23 protein-coding genes are annotated in these 19,675 nt (G+C 69.2%); 11 read left to right on the top strand and 12 right to left on the bottom strand.

The features are described 5' to 3' along the window. Nucleotides 1-31: 31 nt before the first annotated feature. Nucleotides 32-412 carry a type II toxin-antitoxin system VapC family toxin gene (locus Q9R13_RS09325; protein WP_310964838.1) on the bottom strand — a complete coding sequence of 127 codons (381 nt, stop codon included), beginning with the start codon at nucleotides 410-412 and terminating at the stop codon, nucleotides 32-34. Beyond that, nucleotides 409-654, bottom strand: a complete 246-nt coding sequence (locus Q9R13_RS09320; protein WP_310964836.1) for an AbrB/MazE/SpoVT family DNA-binding domain-containing protein — start codon at nucleotides 652-654, stop codon at nucleotides 409-411. The genes Q9R13_RS09325 and Q9R13_RS09320 overlap by 4 nt, the downstream gene beginning before the upstream one ends. 383 nt (nucleotides 655-1,037) lie before the next feature. Between Q9R13_RS09320 and Q9R13_RS09315 the strand changes: the two genes are divergently transcribed. The 4 genes from Q9R13_RS09315 to Q9R13_RS09300 all read left to right on the top strand — a co-directional run bounded on the left by Q9R13_RS09315 (nucleotide 1,038) and on the right by Q9R13_RS09300 (nucleotide 3,111). Next, nucleotides 1,038-1,445 (top strand): ImmA/IrrE family metallo-endopeptidase, encoded by a 408-nt coding sequence (locus Q9R13_RS09315; protein ID WP_310964833.1) that lies wholly within the window; start codon nucleotides 1,038-1,040, stop codon nucleotides 1,443-1,445. Continuing rightward, nucleotides 1,442-1,942, top strand: a complete 501-nt coding sequence (locus tag Q9R13_RS09310; RefSeq protein ID WP_310964832.1) for a DUF4411 family protein — start codon at nucleotides 1,442-1,444, stop codon at nucleotides 1,940-1,942. Before Q9R13_RS09315 ends, Q9R13_RS09310 begins: the two co-directional genes overlap by 4 nt. Before the next feature lie 76 nt (nucleotides 1,943-2,018). Beyond that, nucleotides 2,019-2,279, top strand: coding sequence for a hypothetical protein (locus tag Q9R13_RS09305; RefSeq protein ID WP_310964830.1), 261 nt, complete (start codon nucleotides 2,019-2,021; stop codon nucleotides 2,277-2,279). A 52-nt stretch (nucleotides 2,280-2,331) separates the two neighbouring features. Continuing rightward, nucleotides 2,332-3,111, top strand: coding sequence for a hypothetical protein (locus Q9R13_RS09300; RefSeq protein WP_310964829.1), 780 nt, complete (start codon nucleotides 2,332-2,334; stop codon nucleotides 3,109-3,111). Between the two features lie 384 nt (nucleotides 3,112-3,495). Here Q9R13_RS09300 and Q9R13_RS09295 read toward each other — a convergent pair whose 3' ends face one another. From Q9R13_RS09295 to Q9R13_RS09280, 4 genes are all read right to left on the bottom strand, one after another. Beyond that, nucleotides 3,496-3,642 carry a hypothetical protein gene (locus tag Q9R13_RS09295; RefSeq protein WP_310964827.1) on the bottom strand — a complete coding sequence of 49 codons (147 nt, stop codon included), beginning with the start codon at nucleotides 3,640-3,642 and terminating at the stop codon, nucleotides 3,496-3,498. Between the two features lie 173 nt (nucleotides 3,643-3,815). After that, nucleotides 3,816-4,601: an IS21-like element helper ATPase IstB gene (istB, locus tag Q9R13_RS09290; RefSeq protein ID WP_021473521.1), complete on the bottom strand. Its 786-nt coding sequence runs from the start codon at nucleotides 4,599-4,601 to the stop codon at nucleotides 3,816-3,818. Continuing rightward, entirely contained in the window at nucleotides 4,598-6,133 is a 1,536-nt protein-coding gene (gene istA / locus Q9R13_RS09285) for an IS21 family transposase (RefSeq protein ID WP_021473522.1), read from the bottom strand. The genes istB and istA overlap by 4 nt, the downstream gene beginning before the upstream one ends. A gap of 60 nt (nucleotides 6,134-6,193) precedes the next feature. Continuing rightward, nucleotides 6,194-7,225, bottom strand: coding sequence for an NAD(P)H-binding protein (locus Q9R13_RS09280; protein WP_310964826.1), 1,032 nt, complete (start codon nucleotides 7,223-7,225; stop codon nucleotides 6,194-6,196). Between the two features lie 84 nt (nucleotides 7,226-7,309). Between Q9R13_RS09280 and Q9R13_RS09275 the strand changes: the two genes are divergently transcribed. Then, entirely contained in the window at nucleotides 7,310-7,891 is a 582-nt protein-coding gene (locus tag Q9R13_RS09275; protein WP_310964825.1) for a TetR family transcriptional regulator, read from the top strand. Between the two features lie 19 nt (nucleotides 7,892-7,910). Here Q9R13_RS09275 and Q9R13_RS09270 read toward each other — a convergent pair whose 3' ends face one another. Together Q9R13_RS09270 and Q9R13_RS09265 are read right to left on the bottom strand one after the other, a co-directional pair. Then, nucleotides 7,911-8,540 carry an FMN-binding negative transcriptional regulator gene (locus tag Q9R13_RS09270; protein ID WP_310964824.1) on the bottom strand — a complete coding sequence of 210 codons (630 nt, stop codon included), beginning with the start codon at nucleotides 8,538-8,540 and terminating at the stop codon, nucleotides 7,911-7,913. A 206-nt stretch (nucleotides 8,541-8,746) separates the two neighbouring features. Then, nucleotides 8,747-9,607 (bottom strand): GNAT family N-acetyltransferase, encoded by an 861-nt coding sequence (locus tag Q9R13_RS09265; RefSeq protein ID WP_310964823.1) that lies wholly within the window; start codon nucleotides 9,605-9,607, stop codon nucleotides 8,747-8,749. A gap of 29 nt (nucleotides 9,608-9,636) precedes the next feature. On the opposite strand from Q9R13_RS09265, the gene Q9R13_RS09260 reads away from it, so the two are divergent. Then, nucleotides 9,637-10,239: an SRPBCC family protein gene (locus Q9R13_RS09260; RefSeq protein WP_310964821.1), complete on the top strand. Its 603-nt coding sequence runs from the start codon at nucleotides 9,637-9,639 to the stop codon at nucleotides 10,237-10,239. A 22-nt stretch (nucleotides 10,240-10,261) separates the two neighbouring features. Here the strand turns inward: Q9R13_RS09260 and Q9R13_RS09255 are convergent, their stop codons facing one another. Next, nucleotides 10,262-10,771 carry a GNAT family N-acetyltransferase gene (locus Q9R13_RS09255; protein ID WP_310964819.1) on the bottom strand — a complete coding sequence of 170 codons (510 nt, stop codon included), beginning with the start codon at nucleotides 10,769-10,771 and terminating at the stop codon, nucleotides 10,262-10,264. An 82-nt stretch (nucleotides 10,772-10,853) separates the two neighbouring features. Here Q9R13_RS09255 and Q9R13_RS09250 point away from each other — a divergent pair, with 82 nt between their 5' ends. Then, a complete protein-coding gene (locus Q9R13_RS09250) occupies nucleotides 10,854-11,102 on the top strand; it encodes a hypothetical protein (RefSeq protein ID WP_310964818.1) in 249 nt (82 codons plus the stop codon). A 114-nt stretch (nucleotides 11,103-11,216) separates the two neighbouring features. Here Q9R13_RS09250 and Q9R13_RS09245 read toward each other — a convergent pair whose 3' ends face one another. Continuing rightward, on the bottom strand, nucleotides 11,217-12,410 hold the full coding sequence (locus Q9R13_RS09245) for an integrase (protein ID WP_310963069.1): 1,194 nt from the start codon (nucleotides 12,408-12,410) through the stop codon (nucleotides 11,217-11,219). A 425-nt stretch (nucleotides 12,411-12,835) separates the two neighbouring features. Here Q9R13_RS09245 and Q9R13_RS09240 point away from each other — a divergent pair, with 425 nt between their 5' ends. After that, the gene (locus tag Q9R13_RS09240; RefSeq protein ID WP_310964817.1) at nucleotides 12,836-14,875 is read left to right on the top strand and encodes a DEAD/DEAH box helicase; all 2,040 of its coding nucleotides are present in this window, start codon (nucleotides 12,836-12,838) and stop codon (nucleotides 14,873-14,875) included. A gap of 49 nt (nucleotides 14,876-14,924) precedes the next feature. Continuing rightward, nucleotides 14,925-15,929, top strand: a complete 1,005-nt coding sequence (locus Q9R13_RS09235) for a nitronate monooxygenase (protein ID WP_310964816.1) — start codon at nucleotides 14,925-14,927, stop codon at nucleotides 15,927-15,929. Between the two features lie 8 nt (nucleotides 15,930-15,937). On the opposite strand, the gene Q9R13_RS09230 is transcribed toward Q9R13_RS09235, so the two are convergent. After that, nucleotides 15,938-16,453: a hemerythrin domain-containing protein gene (locus tag Q9R13_RS09230; RefSeq protein ID WP_310964814.1), complete on the bottom strand. Its 516-nt coding sequence runs from the start codon at nucleotides 16,451-16,453 to the stop codon at nucleotides 15,938-15,940. Between the two features lie 43 nt (nucleotides 16,454-16,496). Between Q9R13_RS09230 and Q9R13_RS09225 the strand changes: the two genes are divergently transcribed. Continuing rightward, nucleotides 16,497-17,714 carry an NADH:flavin oxidoreductase gene (locus tag Q9R13_RS09225; protein ID WP_310964813.1) on the top strand — a complete coding sequence of 406 codons (1,218 nt, stop codon included), beginning with the start codon at nucleotides 16,497-16,499 and terminating at the stop codon, nucleotides 17,712-17,714. Between the two features lie 11 nt (nucleotides 17,715-17,725). Further along, nucleotides 17,726-18,574, top strand: a complete 849-nt coding sequence (locus Q9R13_RS09220; protein ID WP_310964812.1) for a thioesterase family protein — start codon at nucleotides 17,726-17,728, stop codon at nucleotides 18,572-18,574. Here Q9R13_RS09220 and Q9R13_RS09215 read toward each other — a convergent pair. Next, complete coding sequence (locus Q9R13_RS09215) at nucleotides 18,563-19,606, bottom strand: hypothetical protein (protein WP_310964811.1); 1,044 nt, start codon at nucleotides 19,604-19,606, stop codon at nucleotides 18,563-18,565. The two genes, Q9R13_RS09220 and Q9R13_RS09215, sit on opposite strands and share 12 nt — an antisense overlap. Nucleotides 19,607-19,675 lie beyond the last annotated feature (69 nt).

Here is a 19,675-nt window from a genome sequence, read left to right as displayed (position 1 = left end):
CCTCGCTGTCGCTAGACCACAGCAGGATCGCCTACCGGATCAGGCGTACCCGCACTGGCAGGTCCAGATCTGCCCAAGCGCGGTCGGCGGTCAGCACGTCGGCAGGCGAGCTGCGTGCAGTCAGCGCCAAGCAGCAGCGATCGCCCAGGGACAGAAGTTTGCCTCCGTCGAGCGACCGCATCGCACCTGCCAGCTCTGCGTCTGCTTCGGTGACGGGTTCGATGACCACACCTGCGGCGGTGAGCAGCCCCCGGACGTGGCCGACCTCAACCTCGGCATCAATCAGCTTGCCGATCACCTCGGCAAGGTTCGCCGCTCCCAACGATGCAGACGGCAGCGCCTCTGCGACGATCTCCGCGCCGGGTTCGTCGTGGACGAGGGCCAACACCGCCGAGGCGTCCAGAACCGTCATTCGCCGGCAGCAGCTGCGAGGCGGCGTTCATGGAGAAGCTCATTGACAAGTGACCGTGTCCTCGGCACCCCGGAGGCCAGACCTCGAAGCTCCGCGGCGGCGTCCTGCTGGCGCTCGAGGACAAGGCTGTGACCGACGATCCGTAGGTGCAACTGCTCTCCAGTGGAAAGTCCCAAAGCGCTGCGAACCTCGGCGGGGATCACCAGCCGCCCTTGCTGTCCCAGCGTCAACATGGCATCCATAAGTCAATTATGCCACGGTCGCCCGATCGGTGCCACAGTGATCCGATGGCGGATCGGCGTGTGGGAGGGGGCAACGTCGCGGGCCTGGATGCGTTTCGTTTCCTATGCGGTCCAGCTCCAGAGTGGTGAAGGCCAGCAGGCGCGTGCGCACCGGGGTGACGGTCACGGTTGATGCCGGTCGGGGTGATCGCTTCTCAGTCACGATGAACTGGGGCGTTTGCCCCAGGAATGCCCCGCTACATTCGTAGCGAATCGATTGCCGCCAACGTCATGATCCGCATAACCGCAGGTAGATCGCCTAGTGCCAACTCTCACCATCTCCTACCGTTCACGCGGGACAGGTTCCGCTTCAACGTGTGAATCGAGACGCTTCCGGAGGTCAGATGGCTCTCGCCGCCGAGATCCTGATGCCCGCAGCGGACGTCCTCGACAACACGTTGGTCGCCAAACGGCCGCCGGGCCACGAGTGGAGCATGCAGGAGTTGATCGACGCGGCCCGACCGTTCGGCGTGAGCGTCGAATCGTTCCTGCGTCGCCTGGTGACCCTCGACCGCGTCCCGATCGAGTTCTACCGCGACTTCCGTGAGGGCCGTTCCGAGCGCGACCTGCGCGGCAACCGGTCCAGTGGCGGCAACTTCTACGTGACCAAGGCTCGTGACCTCGGCAGGGGCTATGTCCGGACCGTCACCAACGCTCACAGCCGGAACGTCATCGACTCGACGACCGCCGCGGCCTACCGCGACGTCAAGGTCAACCAGATCTCCCGCCTGGCTGAGAAGGCCAGGCTGTGACTGAACCGGGTCTCCTACCGTTTCCGTTCTACTCCTTCGACACCAGCGCGTTCATCAACGGCCGTCGCGACCTCTACCGGCTGCCGACCTTCGAGGCCCTCTGGGACAGGATCGGCCAGTTGATCGACGACGGAATGATCCTCGCCGTCGACGAGGTCAAGAGGGAGATCCGGAGGAAGGACGACGATGTCGCGAAGTGGATCCGTGTCCACCGAGGGCTGTTCGTGGCACTGGCGCACGACATCCAGAAGGGCACCAAGGAGGTGCTGGCGGCCTGCCCACGGCTGATGGCCCAGCACGGCGCGAACCGGAACTCAGCCGACCCGTTCGTCGTCGGCCTCGCCCTTGCTCGTGGCGGCACCGTCGTCACCCAAGAGACACCGGCAAACAGCGACCGGAAGCCCAGGATCCCCGACGCCTGCATAAGTGTGGGCGTTCCGTGGATGACGTTGCCCGAGTTCGTGTCTTCGCAGGTCGCCGAACCCTATTCGAAGTAGACCGGAACTTGTGTCGGTTGGTACTTTGGTACCTGAGGTTCAAACCCGGCACCTCAGGTCAAGGAGCTTCCCTGCCATGGCTACCGCTACGGCCCCTATCAAGGTCGACGCTGCAACCGACGAACTCGTCTCGCATGCAGCTCACTTCATGTCCCGCTCGAAGAAGGACGTCGTCGATGCTGCCGTGCGTGAGTACATCGATGCCCACCGCGACGAGATCAACGCCGGCATCAAGGCTGCACTCGGCCAACTCAACGGCACTGACGCCGCTGCTGTGTCGCTCATGACCGGCCTCAGCGCCGAAGAGCTCGACGACCTCGGCGGCCTGCCCAAGTAGCCGACACATCGCCGTCCGTTGGAGCGTCGGACCCGGCCACTAGATTCGCCGCATGATCTCGGAACCGGTCGGCGTACGCCCAACGAAGCGCTGCCTCGGTGATCTTGGGCTCGAGCCGCCGGACCTCGGGGTCTGCCTGGAAGAGATCGACCAGCCGGTCATCGTTAGCGCCCAGGCGGTCCCTGAACAGCGGGCCGCAGGCGGAGCGGAGCGCGTCGTCGCGCTCACCGACCGCGTCTGGTTCAAGGTCAAGACCAGAGACCATCGCGCCGCCGTGACCGAACTCCGCGGCACTGACATCCCGGAATGGGTCCGCCCGAGCCGAGGGGCGTGGTGGATCGGCGCCGCTGGCAGGCGCCAAGCGGACAGCGCCCAGCGCGACTTCTACGCCACGGTGCAGCGGGAGTGCACGACGGGAAGGACCGTCTCCTCGGATCACCTGCTCCCGGGCGAGTGGGACTGGAAGCGCCTCGCTGCAGAGCAGGCCGTCGCGTGGCGGCGCGAGATGAAGCGGATGGTGATCCGGCTCGTCGCGATGTCGCTGAAGAGGGGCCAGCTCGCGGTCGCCGAGTTCCGGGACCATCGGATCAAGGCACTCGTCCGGGCAGAGAACGGGCACGAGGCCTACCTGGCCATCATTGCAGAGGGAGTGCCGGACCCGCGGATGTTCGCGTTGCTGCTCGACTGTGTGCCCGGAGTTGCGGCTGAAGACTGGCAGCCCGAACCGTCACCCCTGGCCGAGATGAACCCTGGCTCGGGCGAGATCATCTGGTCGACGCTTTTCCCATCCGAGGTCGCCAACGAGATCCTCGACCTGGACGGCGATGACTGAGGGCCAGCGGTCCGCAAATAGTCCGCAAGAAGTCCAGCCGAGGCCGGCGATCGCCGACGACGTCCAACGGTCTCGCGAACGCGTTTGCGTAGGTCAGACCGTGTTTTCCGGCTCAACCGGCGATGACCAACAACCACCGATATCCCGCGTGATCGTTCCGCTTCACTGTCTAGCGCTGTGGCGGCGCGAGCGGATGCGCTCGCTGGATTCGCGAACTGAGCGTGTCGCGCTCCGCAAGCCTCGGCAGGTGGGGTCCGCGGTTCTGGCCCAACCTGCAGACCCAACACGACCTGGACAACCGCTGAGGATCGTGTATCCGAGCAGATTGAGGCCATCACGCCGCTGAGGTCCGCATGAGCACGCCTGGCCGGTCCGGCCAGCTGGTCAGGAGTCCTCGGTGACGAGTGAGTAGACGCCGCCGCAGGACTCCGCGAGGTCTGTTCCGAACAACTCGGCGGGCGTGTAGACGCCGGGTCTGCCGCGGCCGGCGGCCAGCCGCGACGCCACTTCGGCAGCCAAGGAGGCGGTCACGTCGTTCGCATCTCCGAAGCGCAGCCAACCTTCGCGAGTTGTGCCGTTGTCAAGGGACAGTAGGAACTGCCCAGGGGCGGACATGAAACCTGCCCGCTGACGGCCACGAGAACTGCCCGGTGGTGGCCACGGGATCTGCCCAAGGGGGCGGTGGCCACCACCGACCGGGGTGCTCAGCTCAACGGGCTCACCCCCTGGCCGGCGAGTGCCTGGGTCAGGCGCACGCTGTCGCCGCTGGTCTGGCAGACGTGGGCGTGGTGGAGCAGCCGGTCGACTGTGGCGGTGGCCAGCGTCTTGGGCATGAGCTCGTCGAACCCGGACGGGTGCAGGTTCGAGCTGATCGCGACCGAGCGCTTCTCATAGGCGGCGTCGACGAGGCGGTAGAGGCCTTCGGCGGCGTCGGCGGCGACGGCCAGGAGCCCGATGTCATCGACGATGACCAGGTCGGCCCGCAGGATTCGGGCGATGGCCTTGGTGACGGTGTCGTCCGCACGGTGCCGGCGCAGCAGGACGCCGAGGTCTTCCAGGGTGAACCAGGCGACCTTGAGTCCCTGCTCGACGGCTTGTTGTCCGAGCGCTTCGAGCAGGAACGTCTTCCCGGTCCCGGATGGCCCGCAGACCACGAGGTTCTCTCGCCGGTGGACCCACTCCAAGGTCCGCAGCGCCTGCTGGGTCGGGGCCGGGATCGAGGAGATCTCGGGCTGCCACGCATCGAACGTCTTGCCGGTCGGGAACCCTGCGGCCGCCCGCCTCGTGGCCAAGGCGGAGCGTTCCCGGCCGGCGACCTCCTCAGCGAACAGGGCCTTGAGGACCTCGGCGGGCTCCCAGCGTTGGGCCTTCGCGGTCGCGACCACCTCGGGCGCGTGGCGACGGATGTGCGGCAGCCGCAGCTTGCGCAGCAGCTCCTCCAACTCGACCGGCAACGGCGGCGCGGTGCTGATGGGGCTCCTCGTCGTCATCGGGTCACCTCGCCGTCGCCGTCCGCGGTGGACCGCTGGCCGAGCCGTGCCCACGCGGCGGTGCCCTGGGTCAGCGAGGAGTCCTCGCTGGCACGATGCTCACCTGTGCCGGGCTGCCGGGCGTGGTGGTCCAGGATCGAAGAGAGGTCGGCCTCGGCGAACCGGCCATGGACCGCGGCGTGGCCCAGTGCCCAGTCGACCTCGACGGGGTCGAACAACTTGGCCAACGCGAGCGCCTCGGTCATCTTGACCCGCATCCGCGGCGTGCCCGCGGCAGCCGCCTCGACCAACCACAGCCGGGCCCCCTCACCCAGGTCGAGGAACTCCGACTCCGCGGCGTTCTTCGCTCGGGGCTGGCGGTCCAGCGGGCCGGACGGCTGGGGCGGGAAGTGCCCGTCATCGATCTTCGGCGTTCCCGGCGTGGCGCGACGGTGGCGGGCGACCTCGATCGGACCGTCGTCGCCGACATGAACGATGACGACCCACTCGTCCTCACCGACCCCGTGGGTGCGGACCCACACTGTTGCACCGAGCAGGGTGTGTGGGACCGAGTACTGGCCGGACTCGAACATCACCATCGGGGTGTTCGCCGGCACCATGCGGGTGGTGCCGAACGCGACCGTGTGCGCTCGCGCCGGAACGGGGTGCAGCCGAGCTCGTTCCTCGGCGAGCATCTCGATCGGCGGCCGCTTCGTCGTCCGGTGGGCACGGGTGTTGACCTTCTCGCAGAACGCCTCGCAGGCCGCCTCGAGCTCAGCGAAACTCGCGTACTCCTCCCGCAGGTTGGTGTCCTTGGGGACGAGGTCGGCCTTGCTGATCTTCACCGACGCCTCGGTGCCGCCCTTGGACGCCGGATCCGCGGGCACACAGGTGTGCACCACGACCGAGTAGTGCTCGGCGAAGGTGACCAACTGCTGGTTCCTGACCGGGATCCCGGCGATGTGCTCGACCGTGACGGTCTTCTCGTTGTCGGTCAGCACGTAGGTCGGCACTCCACCGAGTCGGCGGAACGTGACGTCCAGCGCGGCGAACACGGACGGCATCGTCTTGTCACGCAACGGCAGCACGACCCGGAACCGCGACCACGCCAGCCACGCCACGAACAGCACCGTCTTGACGCCGTCGACGACCGGGCCGTCGCCGTAGTCGTACTGCAGCCACATCCCCGGCTCGGTGACCCAGGGCCGGTGCACCCGCACCCGACCAGAGCGATAGGACGCCTTGACTTTAGCGACCGCGCGGCGTGTGGTGCGTTCCGAACCCTTGTAGCCCAACGCCACGAGCTTCTCGTGGGCGACATCGGCACGGACCTTCCCGAACGACCGCTCGACCCACTCCTCGACCTTGGGCAGGTACTCATCGATCAACTGCAGCCGGGCTGCGGTCTGGTCCAGCTCCCCGCCGGCAGCGCGGCGGTCCACGTAGTGCTTCACCGTGTGGTGCGAACAGCCGGCCAACTCACCGGCATCACGAAACGACCCAGTCAGGTCGTAGGCATCCAAGATTTCCATGATCTCCTCGGCAGACTTCACATGTCCCTCCTCAGGGGCGAACGGCGCATCAGCACCGCCAACCGCACCTGAGGAGGGGCCTCAACCGTGGGAACCGGTGAGGCAGACGACGTCGTGTCGGGCAGATCCCATGACCGTCAGTGGGCAGTTCTCATGTCCGCCACCGGGCAGCTTCGTGGCCGTCTCCGGGCAGTTTCTCGTGGCCGCCGACATGCCGTCCGGCCACTCGGCGAACGCATGTGCCCACGAGTGGCGTCGCGGGGCTGGGCGCTCGGGAGTCTTGACGCCCGCAAGCAGTCGGACCGCGAAGCGGCGCAGAGGTGCCAGGTGCATCAATGGCAGCACGCCTCGCACGGCAACCCGGGTGACGCCGGACGGCGCTTCGCTCGAGGCTGATTCGACGTACGGGGCACCGGAAGCCCTCTGGGCAGCCAGCAGCTCGCCCAGCGGCATCACAGCAGTTGTCATCATGTCGCCGTCGGGTGTGACCAGCGACATCGGGCTGCCAGCCAGGGGCGCACCCGCGAGCTCTGCCCCGGAGATGATGCGGCCCTGGAACCGGCCGCCTCCTGGCGTGTCGGGGATGCCGTCGAGCAGCGATCCGGCGAGGGCTTCCCCGACGCGACCGGCTGTGAGTGCGAAGGACGGGATCATGTCGACTCGCACCTTCCGCGGCGCGGAACGTTCGGCTGTGATCCACGTGAGGACGCTCTCGGTCGCCGTGACGCCAAATCCCGCACCCGTGACGATGGTCCTTTCGGCTCGTCGAGCCGCGGCATCGCGCTGACGGTGCGCCAAGATCGTGGGCAGGTCATTCGCCAGGTCGAGGTAGTGCCCTACCGACAGGGCAGCACCGGCGAGCTCATCGGCGGTCTGTCGGAACGGGCCGACGGTGTTGACGACGACGGCTGGACGCTCGCGGCGGATCGCTGCTGCCATCTGGGTGGGTGTCTCGGCGACGACGATTCGTGAGCCCGGCGTCCGCGACAGTGCCTCCAGCTTTGTGCGGCTGCGTCCGACAAGCACGGGCTCGATCCCGCGTTCGGTCAGCTGCCGGGCGATTCCCTCGCCGGTTCTGCCGGTGGCACCCAGTATCCAGACATCGTCGGTCATGCTGCTCTCCTCCTGTGATGACACGCCATGTCATGACGGTACCACGCGATGACACGGCGTGTCATCATCAGTTAGGCTGGAGGCATGGCGAGGTGGGATCCGGATGCGAGCGGGCGCCTGGAGCGTGCCGCGATCGAGCTGTTCGCGCAGCACGGCTTCGCTGAGACGACCGTCCCGCAGATCGCCGCGCGTGCCGGGGTCACGACTCGTACCTTCTTCCGGTATTTCGCCGACAAGCGCGAGGTGCTGTTCGCGGGTGAGGATGGGCTGGTGACGCTGTTCGCCGAGCTCATCGGTGCTGCGCCGCCCGAGCTCTCCGCGATGGCCACGCTCGAGCACGCACTCAAGGCGGCTGCTGAGAAGGCCTTCGAGCCCCGTCGGGAGTGGATGCGTCGATGGCGGGAGATCGTGAGTGGTGAGCCTGCCCTGCAGGAGCGCGGGTTGAGGAAACAGCAGCTGGTTGTCGCTGCGACGGCGGAGGCGCTGGGACGCCGTGGCGTCGATGGGCCGACCGCGGAGCTCGCCACCGGAATGGCATTCGTGGCGTTCCAGGCCGCCGTGGCGCAGTGGGCCACTGCGACGACCGCGCGCCCGCTGACCAGCTGTATCGGCGATTCGTTCTCGCGGATGCGCGAGGTCGCGGCGGGCGGCGAGAGCCACGGATGAGCTCGTTGTCGCACGCAGCTCAGGTGTCTTCGAGCGTCCCTGCCATCTGCTCGGCGACCTCCTGTTCGCCCGGCCGCGTGCTGTGACGCAGCCCCGCGACCACACCCGCACGGTCGGCCAGCGAGCGGTTCTGGCTCAGCTTCGCCTTCCCCTCGACTCTCGTGACAGAGATTTCGAGACCCACGATCCCGAGCAGCTGGCCCTCGATATATGAGGCTGGAGCGTCGGTGATGCCCCAGGGCTCGTCGCGGAAGCGCTCGTGCTCCTCGGTCAGGTCCTCGACCGCATGGCGCAGCCACTCAGGGTCGTGATGCGTGCGGGCCTGACCGGTGAGATGGACCGCGCTGTAGTTCCACGTGGGTACGACTCTGCCGTGCTCGGCCTTGGCGGCATACCACGTGGGCGTCACGTAGGCGTCAGGGCCGGTGACGATGACGAGTGCCGGCATCTCGTCTTGGATCTCTCGCCAATGCGGGTTCGCCTTGGCGAAGTGGGCAATGACCCTGTCGTCTCGCCACATGATGGGCAGATACGTGGCAGACGGGGCGTTGTCCGGGCGGCTGGTGATCACCCATCCGGCCCGCACGTGAGCCACGAACCGGCGGAGCTCGGCCTCGTCATCCTCACGGTTGAACGGCGGAGTGTACATGGCTTCGACGCTATCCCTCGGAGGAGGCACTGTCCCGACCACCCGCTCAGCGGTCGCGATGTGTGCGTGTGTCCCGTCCGCCGGCAACGCGCAGCCTTGGACAGGCGATCGCTCACCTGACTGTGCTGGCTCACGACTCTGCAGGCTCACGCGATCGCGCTGGGGTGATATCCATGGCCGCCGGCACGGGTTGCCTTGCGGGCCCGTCATCCTGGCGGACGGAAGTCGGTGACGTCCGGGAGCCTCTCGAAACCCGCCGAGACGTACGCCGCCACGCCCGCGACGTTGGCGCTCGGTGTGCACACCGTCGCCGTGGATGAACCCAGCTCCTGCAGCGCTGCGGCCGCTGCGAGGCCGATGGCGGTGCCGTGCCCGCGGCCGCGGTGGTCGCGATGGACACCCAGCGGCTCGAGCAGGCCCGGGCGGCCGCGCCCGGCCGACCACACGGTCACGATGGCGACCGCAGCGTCGTGGGCGTCGTACGCCACCAGGCATCGGGCCCGGCGGTACGGCGGGGCCGCGGCCATCGTGTGCCAGCGTTCCAGGGTGAACGTGGTGTTCGGGAACACCGCCCGGTGCACCGCGACCCGGTCCGGCGCGCGGTGCTCGTCGACCACCTCGATCCTCAGGCCGCAGCCCTCCACCGGTGCGGTGAGGTCACGACACAGCGGCGTCCACGGCTCGTCGGCGATCCAGCCATTGGCCCGCAAAAGCTCCCGGAACGCCGCACCGAACCGGGCCTCGACCGTCCCGGAGACTCGACGCGCGCCCCGCGCCGGCTCAGACAGGTCGGCCACCAACCGGGCGGCGAACGCGGCGTCGTGGTCGACACCGGGCGCAAGAGCCATCCGAATCACCGCGTCGTCCGCCATTCCGACGGCGAGGACCTGCCCGTCACGACGCCACACCCGCAGGGACCGGGCCAGCTCCTCGGCGCCCAGCCGCCACTGCCAGCCAAGGTCGCCCGGATGGATCTGGACCGGCGCGCCGTCGTGCTGCCAGCACGCCACCGCCTCGACGATCTCGTCGAGGGCGTTCGGCTCCGCGACCTCCAGCGTGATCGCCATGGGGCGATCCAACGCCACCCTCCGCGGCGGTGCATCTGGTTTTCGTCGGCGTGCCGTTGGCCGGCTCGATCGCGATCACCCCACACGTCGGCTCCGGGCGCCCACTCGCGCTGCCATGCTGGGGCCTGGACGAGAGGAGCGCCATGACCGGGTCGGAGGCCGCATCGGTCAGGGTCGATCGCGCCTCCCGGATCGTGCACGCAGACCCCGCGCGCGTCTTCGCCGCACTCGTCGACCGCGATGCACTGGAGCGGTGGTTGCCGCCCGCCGGGATGACGGGCCGGCTCGAGCACTTCGACGCTCGGCCCGGCGGCTCCTACCGGATGGTTCTGGAGTACGACGATCCGCAGGCGATCGGGAAGACGGCCGGGGGCACCGACGTGGTCGACGTCCGATTCATCGACGTCCGGCAGGGGGAGCGTGTCGTCCAGGCCGTCGACTTCGTCAGCGACGACCCCGAACTCGCCGGCACGATGACGATGACCTGGAGCGTCCAGCCGGCTGAGGGCGGCGCCCGGGTGGAGGTGTGTGCCGACGGCGTCCCGGCGGGCATCTCGGCCGAGGATCACGAGGGCGGCATGGCCTCGTCGCTGCAGAACCTTGCGGACCACGTCGAGGCGTCGGGCTCCTGACGGCTTCGCGCCAGGCGCCCGGTCACCGATCGGCGATGGCGGGAGCCAGGTCCCGCTGGAGCCAGATGCCCTGCTTCCCGCCCAGGTCGTCGGGCCCGGCCGGACCAGTCACGACGAAGCCGGCGTTGAGCAGCACGCGCTGGGAGGCCACATTGGCGTGGGAGGTTGCGGCCCGGAGGATGCGGATCCCGTGGCGGGCCGCGGCGAGCGCGCAGAGCTCACGCACGGTCGCGGTCGCGACGCCGCGGCCGGCGACGGCCTCCGCGACGCGGTAGCCCACCGTGGCGATCCCGTCCTCGTCGATGATCAGGTTGAACCGGCCGAGCACCGATCCGTCATCGGCGACGAGCACGTAGTATGCGCCGGTCCCGGCCTCCTGCTCGGCCAGCCGTGCCTCGTGGTGTTCGGCGAAGTGCGAGAAGTAGTCGTCGCCGCGGTCGGAGATCGACGCGGCGAAGTAGGCCCGGTTCGCCCTCTCGAACGCCAAGATCGCCGGGCCATGGTCGGCACGCAACAACTGCAGTTCGGGCACTGGCCGAGGGTAGGCGATCGGCGGCACGGCGCCGGCCCCCGTGTCACCGGGACGGACGCTGTGCCCTCTGCGATAGTGGGGGATGACCTCGCTCGGCCGGAACGTGGCGGCGCTGCCGAGGCCGGTGCGGTGGTGCGTCGTGGGCACGGTCGCCGTCGGCCTTGTCGGCTGCGTCGTCGGACTGGTCCTCGGACTGCGCGCCTATCCGCCGACGGCGTGGGCGGCGGTGTTCGAGGTGGGTGTGCCGGCTGGATGCGTCGGGGGGCTGCTCGGTCTCGTCGCGGGCTTGGTGGCCCAGCGGATCGACGGGTGGCGGGCTGCGAGGGGCTGAGCCGCACCGGGGAGGGCTGGCGACTCCCGCGCCTGACCTGCACAATGCGTCTTGCCTCACGTCAAGATGTCCGCGTGGGTTCATCGGTTGCCTCACGTGAAATGTCCGCGTAGGTCAGGCTGCGGGGCGGGTGCCTCGGGTGCGGGCGGCGGCGAGGTCGATGAGTTGGTTCTGGATCTTGTTGATCGCTCTGGTGACCTTGGCCGGGTTCAGTGCGGCGTGCTCGGTCTCGAGCCTGCTTCGGATCTTTTCGTCGAGGACGCCGGCGTCGAGCAGCCGCTGGTAAGGGGTGCGTGGCGGGTCGTAGATGCGCTTCTTGCGGCCCGCTTTCGTGGTTGTCCACCCGGTCGCCTTGACGCAGGGCAGCAGGTGGTTCTTGCGGGCCATGACGAGGGCCCACAGGTCGTTGAGTAGCGCCAGTTCGGCTTCGGTCTCGTAGCGGTAGCGGAAGGCGTGCTTGCGGACCCAGTCGCCGTTGCGCTGCTCGACGTGGGCGTTGTCGTTGTGCTGGTAGGGACGGGCGCGGGTGACAGGGATGTCGTGGTCGTCGCACCAGGCGATCACGCCCCAGTTGATGAACTCGCTGCCGTTGTCGAAGTCCACCCCGGCCACTGGCACTGGTGCTTGCGCGGTGATCCACTCCAGGGCGCCGTGGACGTGCAGGAACGCGTTGTTGCGGATGCTGCGCAGCATCGTCCACCCGGTGAGCGGGTCCGTCGCGGTCAAGGTGCGCAGGAACTCCCCCTTGAGGGTGTGCCCGCAGTGCGCGACGGTGTCCAGCTCCAAGAACCCAGGCACCGTGATCGGCTCGTCCATGCTTGTGCGCGTCGGGATCGAGGAGCGCAGGATGTGGGAGGGCTTGGTGCCCGAGAGCGCGCTCGGGTAGGCGGCGTCCTTGTGGGGCTTGAGGTAGCGGTCGATCGTCGCTGCGGACATCGAGCGCAGCTCGTCGAGTACTTCGGGTCTGACGCGCGGAGCGACCTTACCGAGCTCACCGAACCGGACCAGGCGTTCGAGGGTGTCGTCCATGACCGCGGCCAGGTACTTGCCCGACGGCTGGCCCGATAGCCGCCAGACCTCCTGGAGCACGATCAGGGCGTCATAGGAGTACTTCTTCGGCCGTGGTCTGCGCTGGACATCACGGGCTGCGCCCTTGCGCGCTGCTGCCACACGGATCGCACGCCGGGCGTGATCGCGGGTCCACCCGGTCGTCTCGACCAGCGCATCGAGCATCGCGCCCTTCTCGGCCCTGTTCGCACGGGCGTACTCACGAGCGAACTTCTTGGTGATCTCATGCCGCGTCGCCATCGACAACTCCCTGTTCACCAGGCCAGGGAACCGCTCGCGCTACGCGGACATCCTTAGATGAGGCACGTGCTGCCGTTCCCGGACATTTTTGGTGAGTCAAGTCGCAATGTGGGACGAGCCCCCGGTCGGGCGTTATGATGAACTCAGCACCGACCGCCCTCACCGGCGGATCCGACTCGTTCGGGCACGGTGCGAGTGCGATGGCGTCCGGCTCTCGCACGTTCGTGCGGGCCAGTGGGGCGGCGATGTCAGTCGCATCGTCGACGTTCCGGCCGTCGGGCGGCTTCGGTGCTCGCACAGCCGTGACGGCGTACCGCCGGACAAGTCCGTAGGAGGACACATTGGCCAGACGAGGCCAGCAGCAGCACGGGGGTGCAACCCGCACCGCCACCTCGAACCGACGGCGCACACGCAACGCGGACGACGTGGGGATCATCCCTGTGCTCGCCCGCGCCGTGCGCGAGGTCGAGGCGGCGGTCGAGCGTGGCCGTGTCGAGCGCTCCACGCGCACCCGCTACCAGGTGATCGCGCTTCTCGTGCGTGAGGAGCGCGACCGGGTGAAGGCCGACCCCGGCCTCTCGGAGGCCCACCGGACGGCCGAGCTCAAGCGCCTCGACGGCATCGCCACGATCCTCGCCAAGACCGCCGCCCGGGACACGTCCCTGCTCGCGCTGCTCGCCGAGGACGCCGTGGTCTCCGACTCCGCGCGGTCACTCAAGCGCGAGATGCTCACCGCCGCCGGCATCGATCCGCCCCCGGAGGAGGTCGTCGTCCAGGAGGCGCAGCCGACCAGCACCGAGCGCAAGGTGGTGCCGCAGTCGGTGATCTCGCGTCAGCTCGCGAACCCCTTCCTGGTGCCGGACTTCAGCGCCGCTCGCAAGCCTCGAACAGGTCCGCGGATGCTGGCCACCTGGGAGCTGCTCGGCCCGCTCTTCCGTGCCTTCGAGTACGGCGGCGCCTCCTCCTGCATGCCCCTGCCGGAGCCCGAGTCCCTGCAGACGCCTGGCGGTCGGGAGCTGATGCGTCACCAGGCCCAGGTCGTCGCGGCCGCAGCGGAGGGCCACCGGACCTTCCTGCTCGCCGACGAGCCCGGTCTGGGAAAGACCGCCCAGGCGCTCCTCGCAGCCCGGGCAGCCGACGCCTACCCGCTGCTGGTGGTCGCACCCAACGTGGTCAAGACCAACTGGGCGCATGAGGCCGAGCTGTGGACGCCCAAGCGCACCGCGACGGTCATCCACGGTGACGGCGAGGACATCGACGGGTTCGCCGACATCATCATCGTCAACTACGAGGTGCTGGACCGGCACGTCGGCTGGCTCGGTGACCTCGGCTTCCGCGGCATGGTCGTCGACGAGGCGCACTTCATCAAGAACAAGACCTCCAAGCGCTCCCAGCACGTGCTCCAGCTGTCCGAGCGGATCCAGCATCGCACCGCCCGACCACTGCTGATGGCGCTCACCGGCACCCCGCTGATCAACGACATCGAGGACTTCCGAGCGATCTGGCAGTTCTTGGGCTGGATCAACGACAAGGCGCCGCGCGCCGAGCTGATGGACGCGCTGGAGGACAACGGGCTGACCCCGCTCGACCCCGGCTTCTACGCCGCGGCCCGGACCAGTGTGATCGACCTCGGCATCGTGCGCCGGCGCAAGGTCGACGTCGCCGCGGACATCCCCGCGCGGCGGATCGCCGACGTGCCGGTCGAGCTCGACGACCAGGTCGGCCGCTCGATCCGGGAGGCCGAGCGCGAGCTCGCGCGCCGCTTGGTGGCGCGCTACGACACCGCGATCGCGACCCGGTCCGCGGGCGCGAGGGTCGACGGCATCGACCACGACCTGGTTCGCCAGGTCGCCACCTGGGAGCTGGACGACACCAGCGACTCCTCCGGTGGTGAGAACGTCTTCAGCATGGTGCGTCGGATCGGCCAGGCGAAGGCCGAGCTGGCCGCGGACTACGCCGCGCAGCTGGCCCGCAACGTCGGCAAGCTGGTGTTCTTCGCCAAGCACATCGACGTGATGGACCTCGCCGAGGAGACCTTCGCCCAGCGCGGGATCCGCTACGCCTCGATCCGGGGCAATCAGACCACCGCCGTACGGCAGCGCAACGTCGACGCCTTCACCGACGACCCGGACGTCGCCATCGTCGTCTGCTCGCTGACCGCTGCCGGCGTGGGCATCAACCTCCAGGTCGCCTCCAACGTGGTGCTCGCCGAGCTGTCGTGGACCGATGCCGAGCAGACCCAGGCGATCGACCGCGTGCACCGGATCGGCCAGTCCGAGCCGGTGACCGCCTGGCGGATCATCGCCGCACAGACGATCGACACCAAGATCGCCGACCTGATCGACAGCAAGGCCGGCCTGGCCGCGCGTGCGCTCGACGGCTCCGACGAGGAGATCTCGTCCTCCTTCGACGTCCAGCTCGAGGCGTTGGTCGCCCTCCTCACCGAGGCACTCGAGAGCAGATGACCGCCGATCCGGCGGGCATCCCTGGGGGCCGCGTGGCACCGTGTCTCCCATGCAGCTCTCGGACAGCCCCCTGGTGGCGGCGCCGATGGCCGGCGGACCCAGCACGCCGGACCTCGTCGTCGCTGCGTCCGCCGCCGGCGCCTTCGGGTTCCTGGCCGCCGGCTACCGGTCCCCTGACCAGCTGGTCGTCGACATCGAGACGGTGCGCGCCCGAACGGAGTCGTTCGGGGTCAACCTCTTCGTGCCGGACCCGGGGGGCTTCGACCGACGCCCGGTGCTCGACTACCGCGAGCGACTGAGCCCTGAGGCGCAGCGGCTGGGCGTCGAGCTGCCGGAGCCGCCGTGGACAGACGACGACGGGTGGAGGGACAAGGTCGAGCTGCTGCTCTCCGAGCCGGTTCCCTGGGTCAGCTTCACCTTCGGCCTCCCGGGGACGGGCCTGGTCGATCGACTGCAGGAGGCGGGCACCCAGGTCGCGGTGACGGTCACCGATGCCGACGAGGCGCGGGCCGCCGACGCACAGGGCGTCGAGCTGCTCGTGGTGCAGTCAGCCGCGGCCGGCGGCCACCGCGGCAGCTTCGATCAGTCCGCTGCGCCCAGCGACCTAGCCCTGCCCGATCTGGTCCGGTCGGTGCGTGCCGTGACCAGCCTTCCGCTCGTCGCCGCCGGCGGTGTGGGTACGGCGCACGACGTCCGCACGGTCCTCGGGGCCGGCGCCCTGGCCGTCCAGGTCGGGACGGCTCTGCTGTTGACCGACGAGGCCGGCACCGGCGCGACGCACCGAAGTGCGCTGCAGGACCCGGCGTACGACGAGACGGTGGTGACCCGGGCGTTCACCGGCCGGCCGGCACGGGCCCTGCGCAACGGGTTCATCGACCGGCACGACCACGAGGCGCCGGTCGGCTATCCGGCAGTGCATCACCTGACCCGGCCGATCCGGTCTCGTGCGGCGGCCACCGGTGATCCCGATGTCCTGCACCTGTGGGCCGGCACCGGACACCGGCACGCCACCTCAGGTCCGGCAGCCGACGTGCTCGCCGCGCTGGAGCCCTGAGGGGCCGGTCAGCTGTTCTCCTCGATGTACTGGTCGGGATCCTTGTCCTCCGGGGGCACGCCGGTGGCGGCCTTGAGCGACTCGTAGCGCAGGAACTGCACCGCGATCTCGTGTCGCACCCTCAGGTCGGTGTGCCGTCGGAAGTCGGCGAGGTCCTGCCGCTCCTCCTCGGCCATGTGGTCGCTGTTGGCGATCCGGGACTCGATCACCGCGTCCCACCAGCCCTTGCTGCCGGCGTCGTGGTCGCGGACCTTGCGGATCGCGTCGCGGATCTCGTTGTGGTCCTTGATCGCGTCCTCGACCTCGTCCTCGGCGTCGTCGGCGTCTGCCGCACCGCGGCCGATCGCCAGCAGATGCGGATAGAAGTAGCGCTCCTCGGCCTCCGCATGGGTCTCCAGGAGGATCTCGAGCCGCCGCCACAGCGCAGCCAGCGTCTCGGTGTCGTCGGCGGGGACCTCGTCGAGCATCGCGAACATGCGGCGCTGCTCGGCGTGCTGGTGCAGGATCACGTCGGTGATGTCCATGTGCACGGACATACCCGCCGGGGCGCTCACTACACTTCGGAAAATGGAACAGGTTCCAGATCCGCTCGCTCCCGCCGTCCTCGGGCCGGTCCGGCTACGCAACCGGGTGATCAAGGCCGCGACGTTCGAAGGGCTCAGCCACGACGGACTGGTGACCACCGACCTCGTCGACTTCCACCGCAGGTACGCCGCCGGCGGTGTGGGGATGACCACCGTGGCCTATCTCGCCGTCTCGCCGGAGGGGCGCACGTCCGGTCACCAGGTGCACTGGCGCGACGAAGCGATGCCGGGGCTGCGTGCGCTGACCGAGGCGGTGCATGCCGAGGGCGCGGCGGTGTCGGCGCAGATCGGGCACGCCGGTCCGGTCGCGGACCCGAAGGGCACCGGCCTGCCCGCCATCGGGCCCGGCTGGGCGTTTCCCAACCAGGGCGCCGGGATCACTCGGCCCGCCAGCAGTGCCGACCTCGAGCGGATCGTCGCGGCGCATGCCGACGCCGCCCGACGTGCCGTCGAGGTCGGGTTCGACGCCGTCGAGATCCACCTGGGCCACAGCTACCTGGCCAGCGCGTTCCTCAGCCCGAAGGTCAACCACCGCAAGGACGGGTACGGCGGCTCGCTGGCGAACCGCGCGAAGGTGGCCCGCGGGATCATGCGCGCCGTCCGCGACGAGGTGGGCGACCGGGTCGCGATCATCGCCAAGCTCAACATGACCGACGGCGTCCGCGGTGGGATCACCCTCGAGGAGTCCATCCGGACCGCGTGCTGGCTGGAGCAGGACGGCACCCTCGATGCACTGGAGATGACGGCCGGCTCATCCCTGCTCAACCCGATGTTCCTCTTCCGCGGCGACGCTCCCGTGCGTGAGTTCGCCGCGGTGATGCCGCAGCCGATCCGCACCGGCGTACGCCTGATGGGCAAGCGCTTCATCCGCGAGTACCCCTACCACGACCTCTACCTCTTGGAGATGTCCCGGAAGGTGCGCGCGGAGGTGAGCCTGCCGATGATCCTGCTCGGGGGCGTGGTCGACGCGGCTGGGATGGAGACCGCGATGCGGGAGGGGTTCGCATTCGTCGCGATGGCACGGGCGCTGCTGCGCGAGCCCGACCTGGTGAACCGGATCAGCCGTGAGCGCAGTACGCCCTCGCTGTGCATCCACTGCAACCAGTGCATGCCGACCAATTTCACCGGGACGCACTGCCCGGTCGTCAGCGATCACACCTCGCGCAGCACCACATGGGGGACGGCTGCCGGCTACGCATAGGCTGCTGTCCCATGGCATACGAGTACGACCGGGCGATCGCTGTGCAGCGTCGCGCGGAGGGCGAGTATGACGTCGACCTCGACGCGGGCTGGATCGTCGGCGGGGGCCTGAACGGCGGCTATCTGCTGGCGGTGATCGGCAACGGGATCCGTGCCGAACTGGACCGCGCGGGACACCCCGACCCGTACACGATCAGTGCCTACTACCTCTCGCCGTCACGTCCGGGGCCGGGCATCGTCCGGGTGCGAGTGCTCCGCGGCGGACGCGGGTCCTCCACGGTCACCGCGACCCTGAGCCAGGTGCAGGACGGTGCCGAGGTCGAGCGAATCAGCACCCTGGCGACGTACGGCGACCTCGCGCGAATGAGCGGCGACGTCCGCACCATCGCCAAGCCCCCCGTCCTGCCGCCGGTCGAGGAGTGCCTGCTGACCTCGGATGCCTCGCCGGAGATGAAGCGGTTCGTGCCGATGCTCGACCGGTTCGCGATGCGGCTCGATCCCGCCTGCGGGGCGTGGACGGCCGGTGAGCCGAGCGGGAACAACTTCTTGCAAGGCTGGTTCGCGCTCGTCGACGGTCGACCGATCGACCCGGTGGCGCTGCTCACCGTGGTCGACACACTGCCGCCGACCACCTTCGAGATGGGCATGCCCGGATGGGCGCCCACCCTGGAGCTGACCGCGCACGTGCGCTGTACGCCGGCCCCGGGGCTGCTGCGGATCCGGCATGAGACCAGGAACTTCGCCGGGGGCTTCTTCGAGGAGGACTGCGAGGTGTGGGACAGCGCCGACCGGCTGGTGGCCCAGTCCCGCCAGCTCGCCCTCGCCCCTCGGCCCCTGGAGAGCGCCGGCTCAGGCGAGTGACTGCCGCGCCATGCAGAACACGAATCTCCTGCCAGGGTGCTCGCTGAGCGACCAGAGCATGTCGGTCGACGGCCAGTAGGTGAGGTCCTCGGGTCCCGGCGGCAGCGCCCGGGCGATCGTCTTCAGTGCGCCGGGCTTTCCCACGTGCAGCCGCCCCAGCCGCCTTCGTCCCCGGCTGCTGGTCAGGTAGTAGGTCCCGTCGATGATCGCCGCCCCCTGGAGGTTCGTCGGAGCGCCCTCGTCCAGGGAGAGCGGCACCGCCGCCCCGTCCGCGCCCGCGACCAGGTCGTGTGTCCGGGGGTCCAGCGCGAACCGGGCCAGTCGACGGGTCTGGTCGGCGACGCCGTACTCACCGGCGACCATCTCGGGCGGCGCGTTGCCGCGGTCGAGGGAGACGAAGCTGTAGCGCAGCTTCTCGACACCGTCGTCGGCGGTGGCGCGGTAGCCGAATCGGACCGGCAGCACGAAGCGGTGCCCGAACGACTCCGGACCCGGCGGCACCTCGACGATGTCGTCGAGACGGCAGCTGAGCAGGCCCCGACGGGTTCCGGCGACGTGCAGGTAGGGGCCGTACCAGACCAGGCCGCCGGCGTGCACGGTCACCGCCTTCATCCGGATCTCGCCGAAGCTCTCCTCGGGGGTCACCAGCAGCACGTGTCGGTACTCGAGGGTGTCGACGTCGACGAAGGTGACTCTGCTGCCGTGGCTCTCGCCGGCCAGCTGCCGCGAGCACCAGCTGGTGACCAGTAGACGGCGTCCCGCCACCCGGTCGTCCTCGTCGGTGCCGGCGTCCGCCGAGCTGCTGATCCCCTGCGGCCACCAACGCTTGCTGGCCTGGTCGGAGTCGTTCCAGGCGAAGCCGGAGTCGACGCGCGACCCGGGCACCTTGGCACGCCTGGCCTGACGGTTCATCGACGCCAGCACCGACGCGAGACCGGTCGCTCCGCCGAACCTGTCGGTCAGCCGCTCGACCTCGTCGGTGTTCTCCTCGGTGCGGTGCAGCTGGACGGGCACCGTGCTCGACGAACTCACCTCGTCACGGTACGTGGGCCGCCCACGGCGGTGACGGCCACCCACGGCACCATCTCCTAGGATCGGCCG

It is taken from the genome of Nocardioides marmorisolisilvae (assembly GCF_031656915.1).
GTDB classification, from domain to species: domain Bacteria; phylum Actinomycetota; class Actinomycetes; order Propionibacteriales; family Nocardioidaceae; genus Marmoricola; species Marmoricola terrisoli.
The sequence above is the reverse complement of the archived record's forward strand: the minus strand, read 5'-3'. Positions and strand labels throughout refer to the sequence as shown.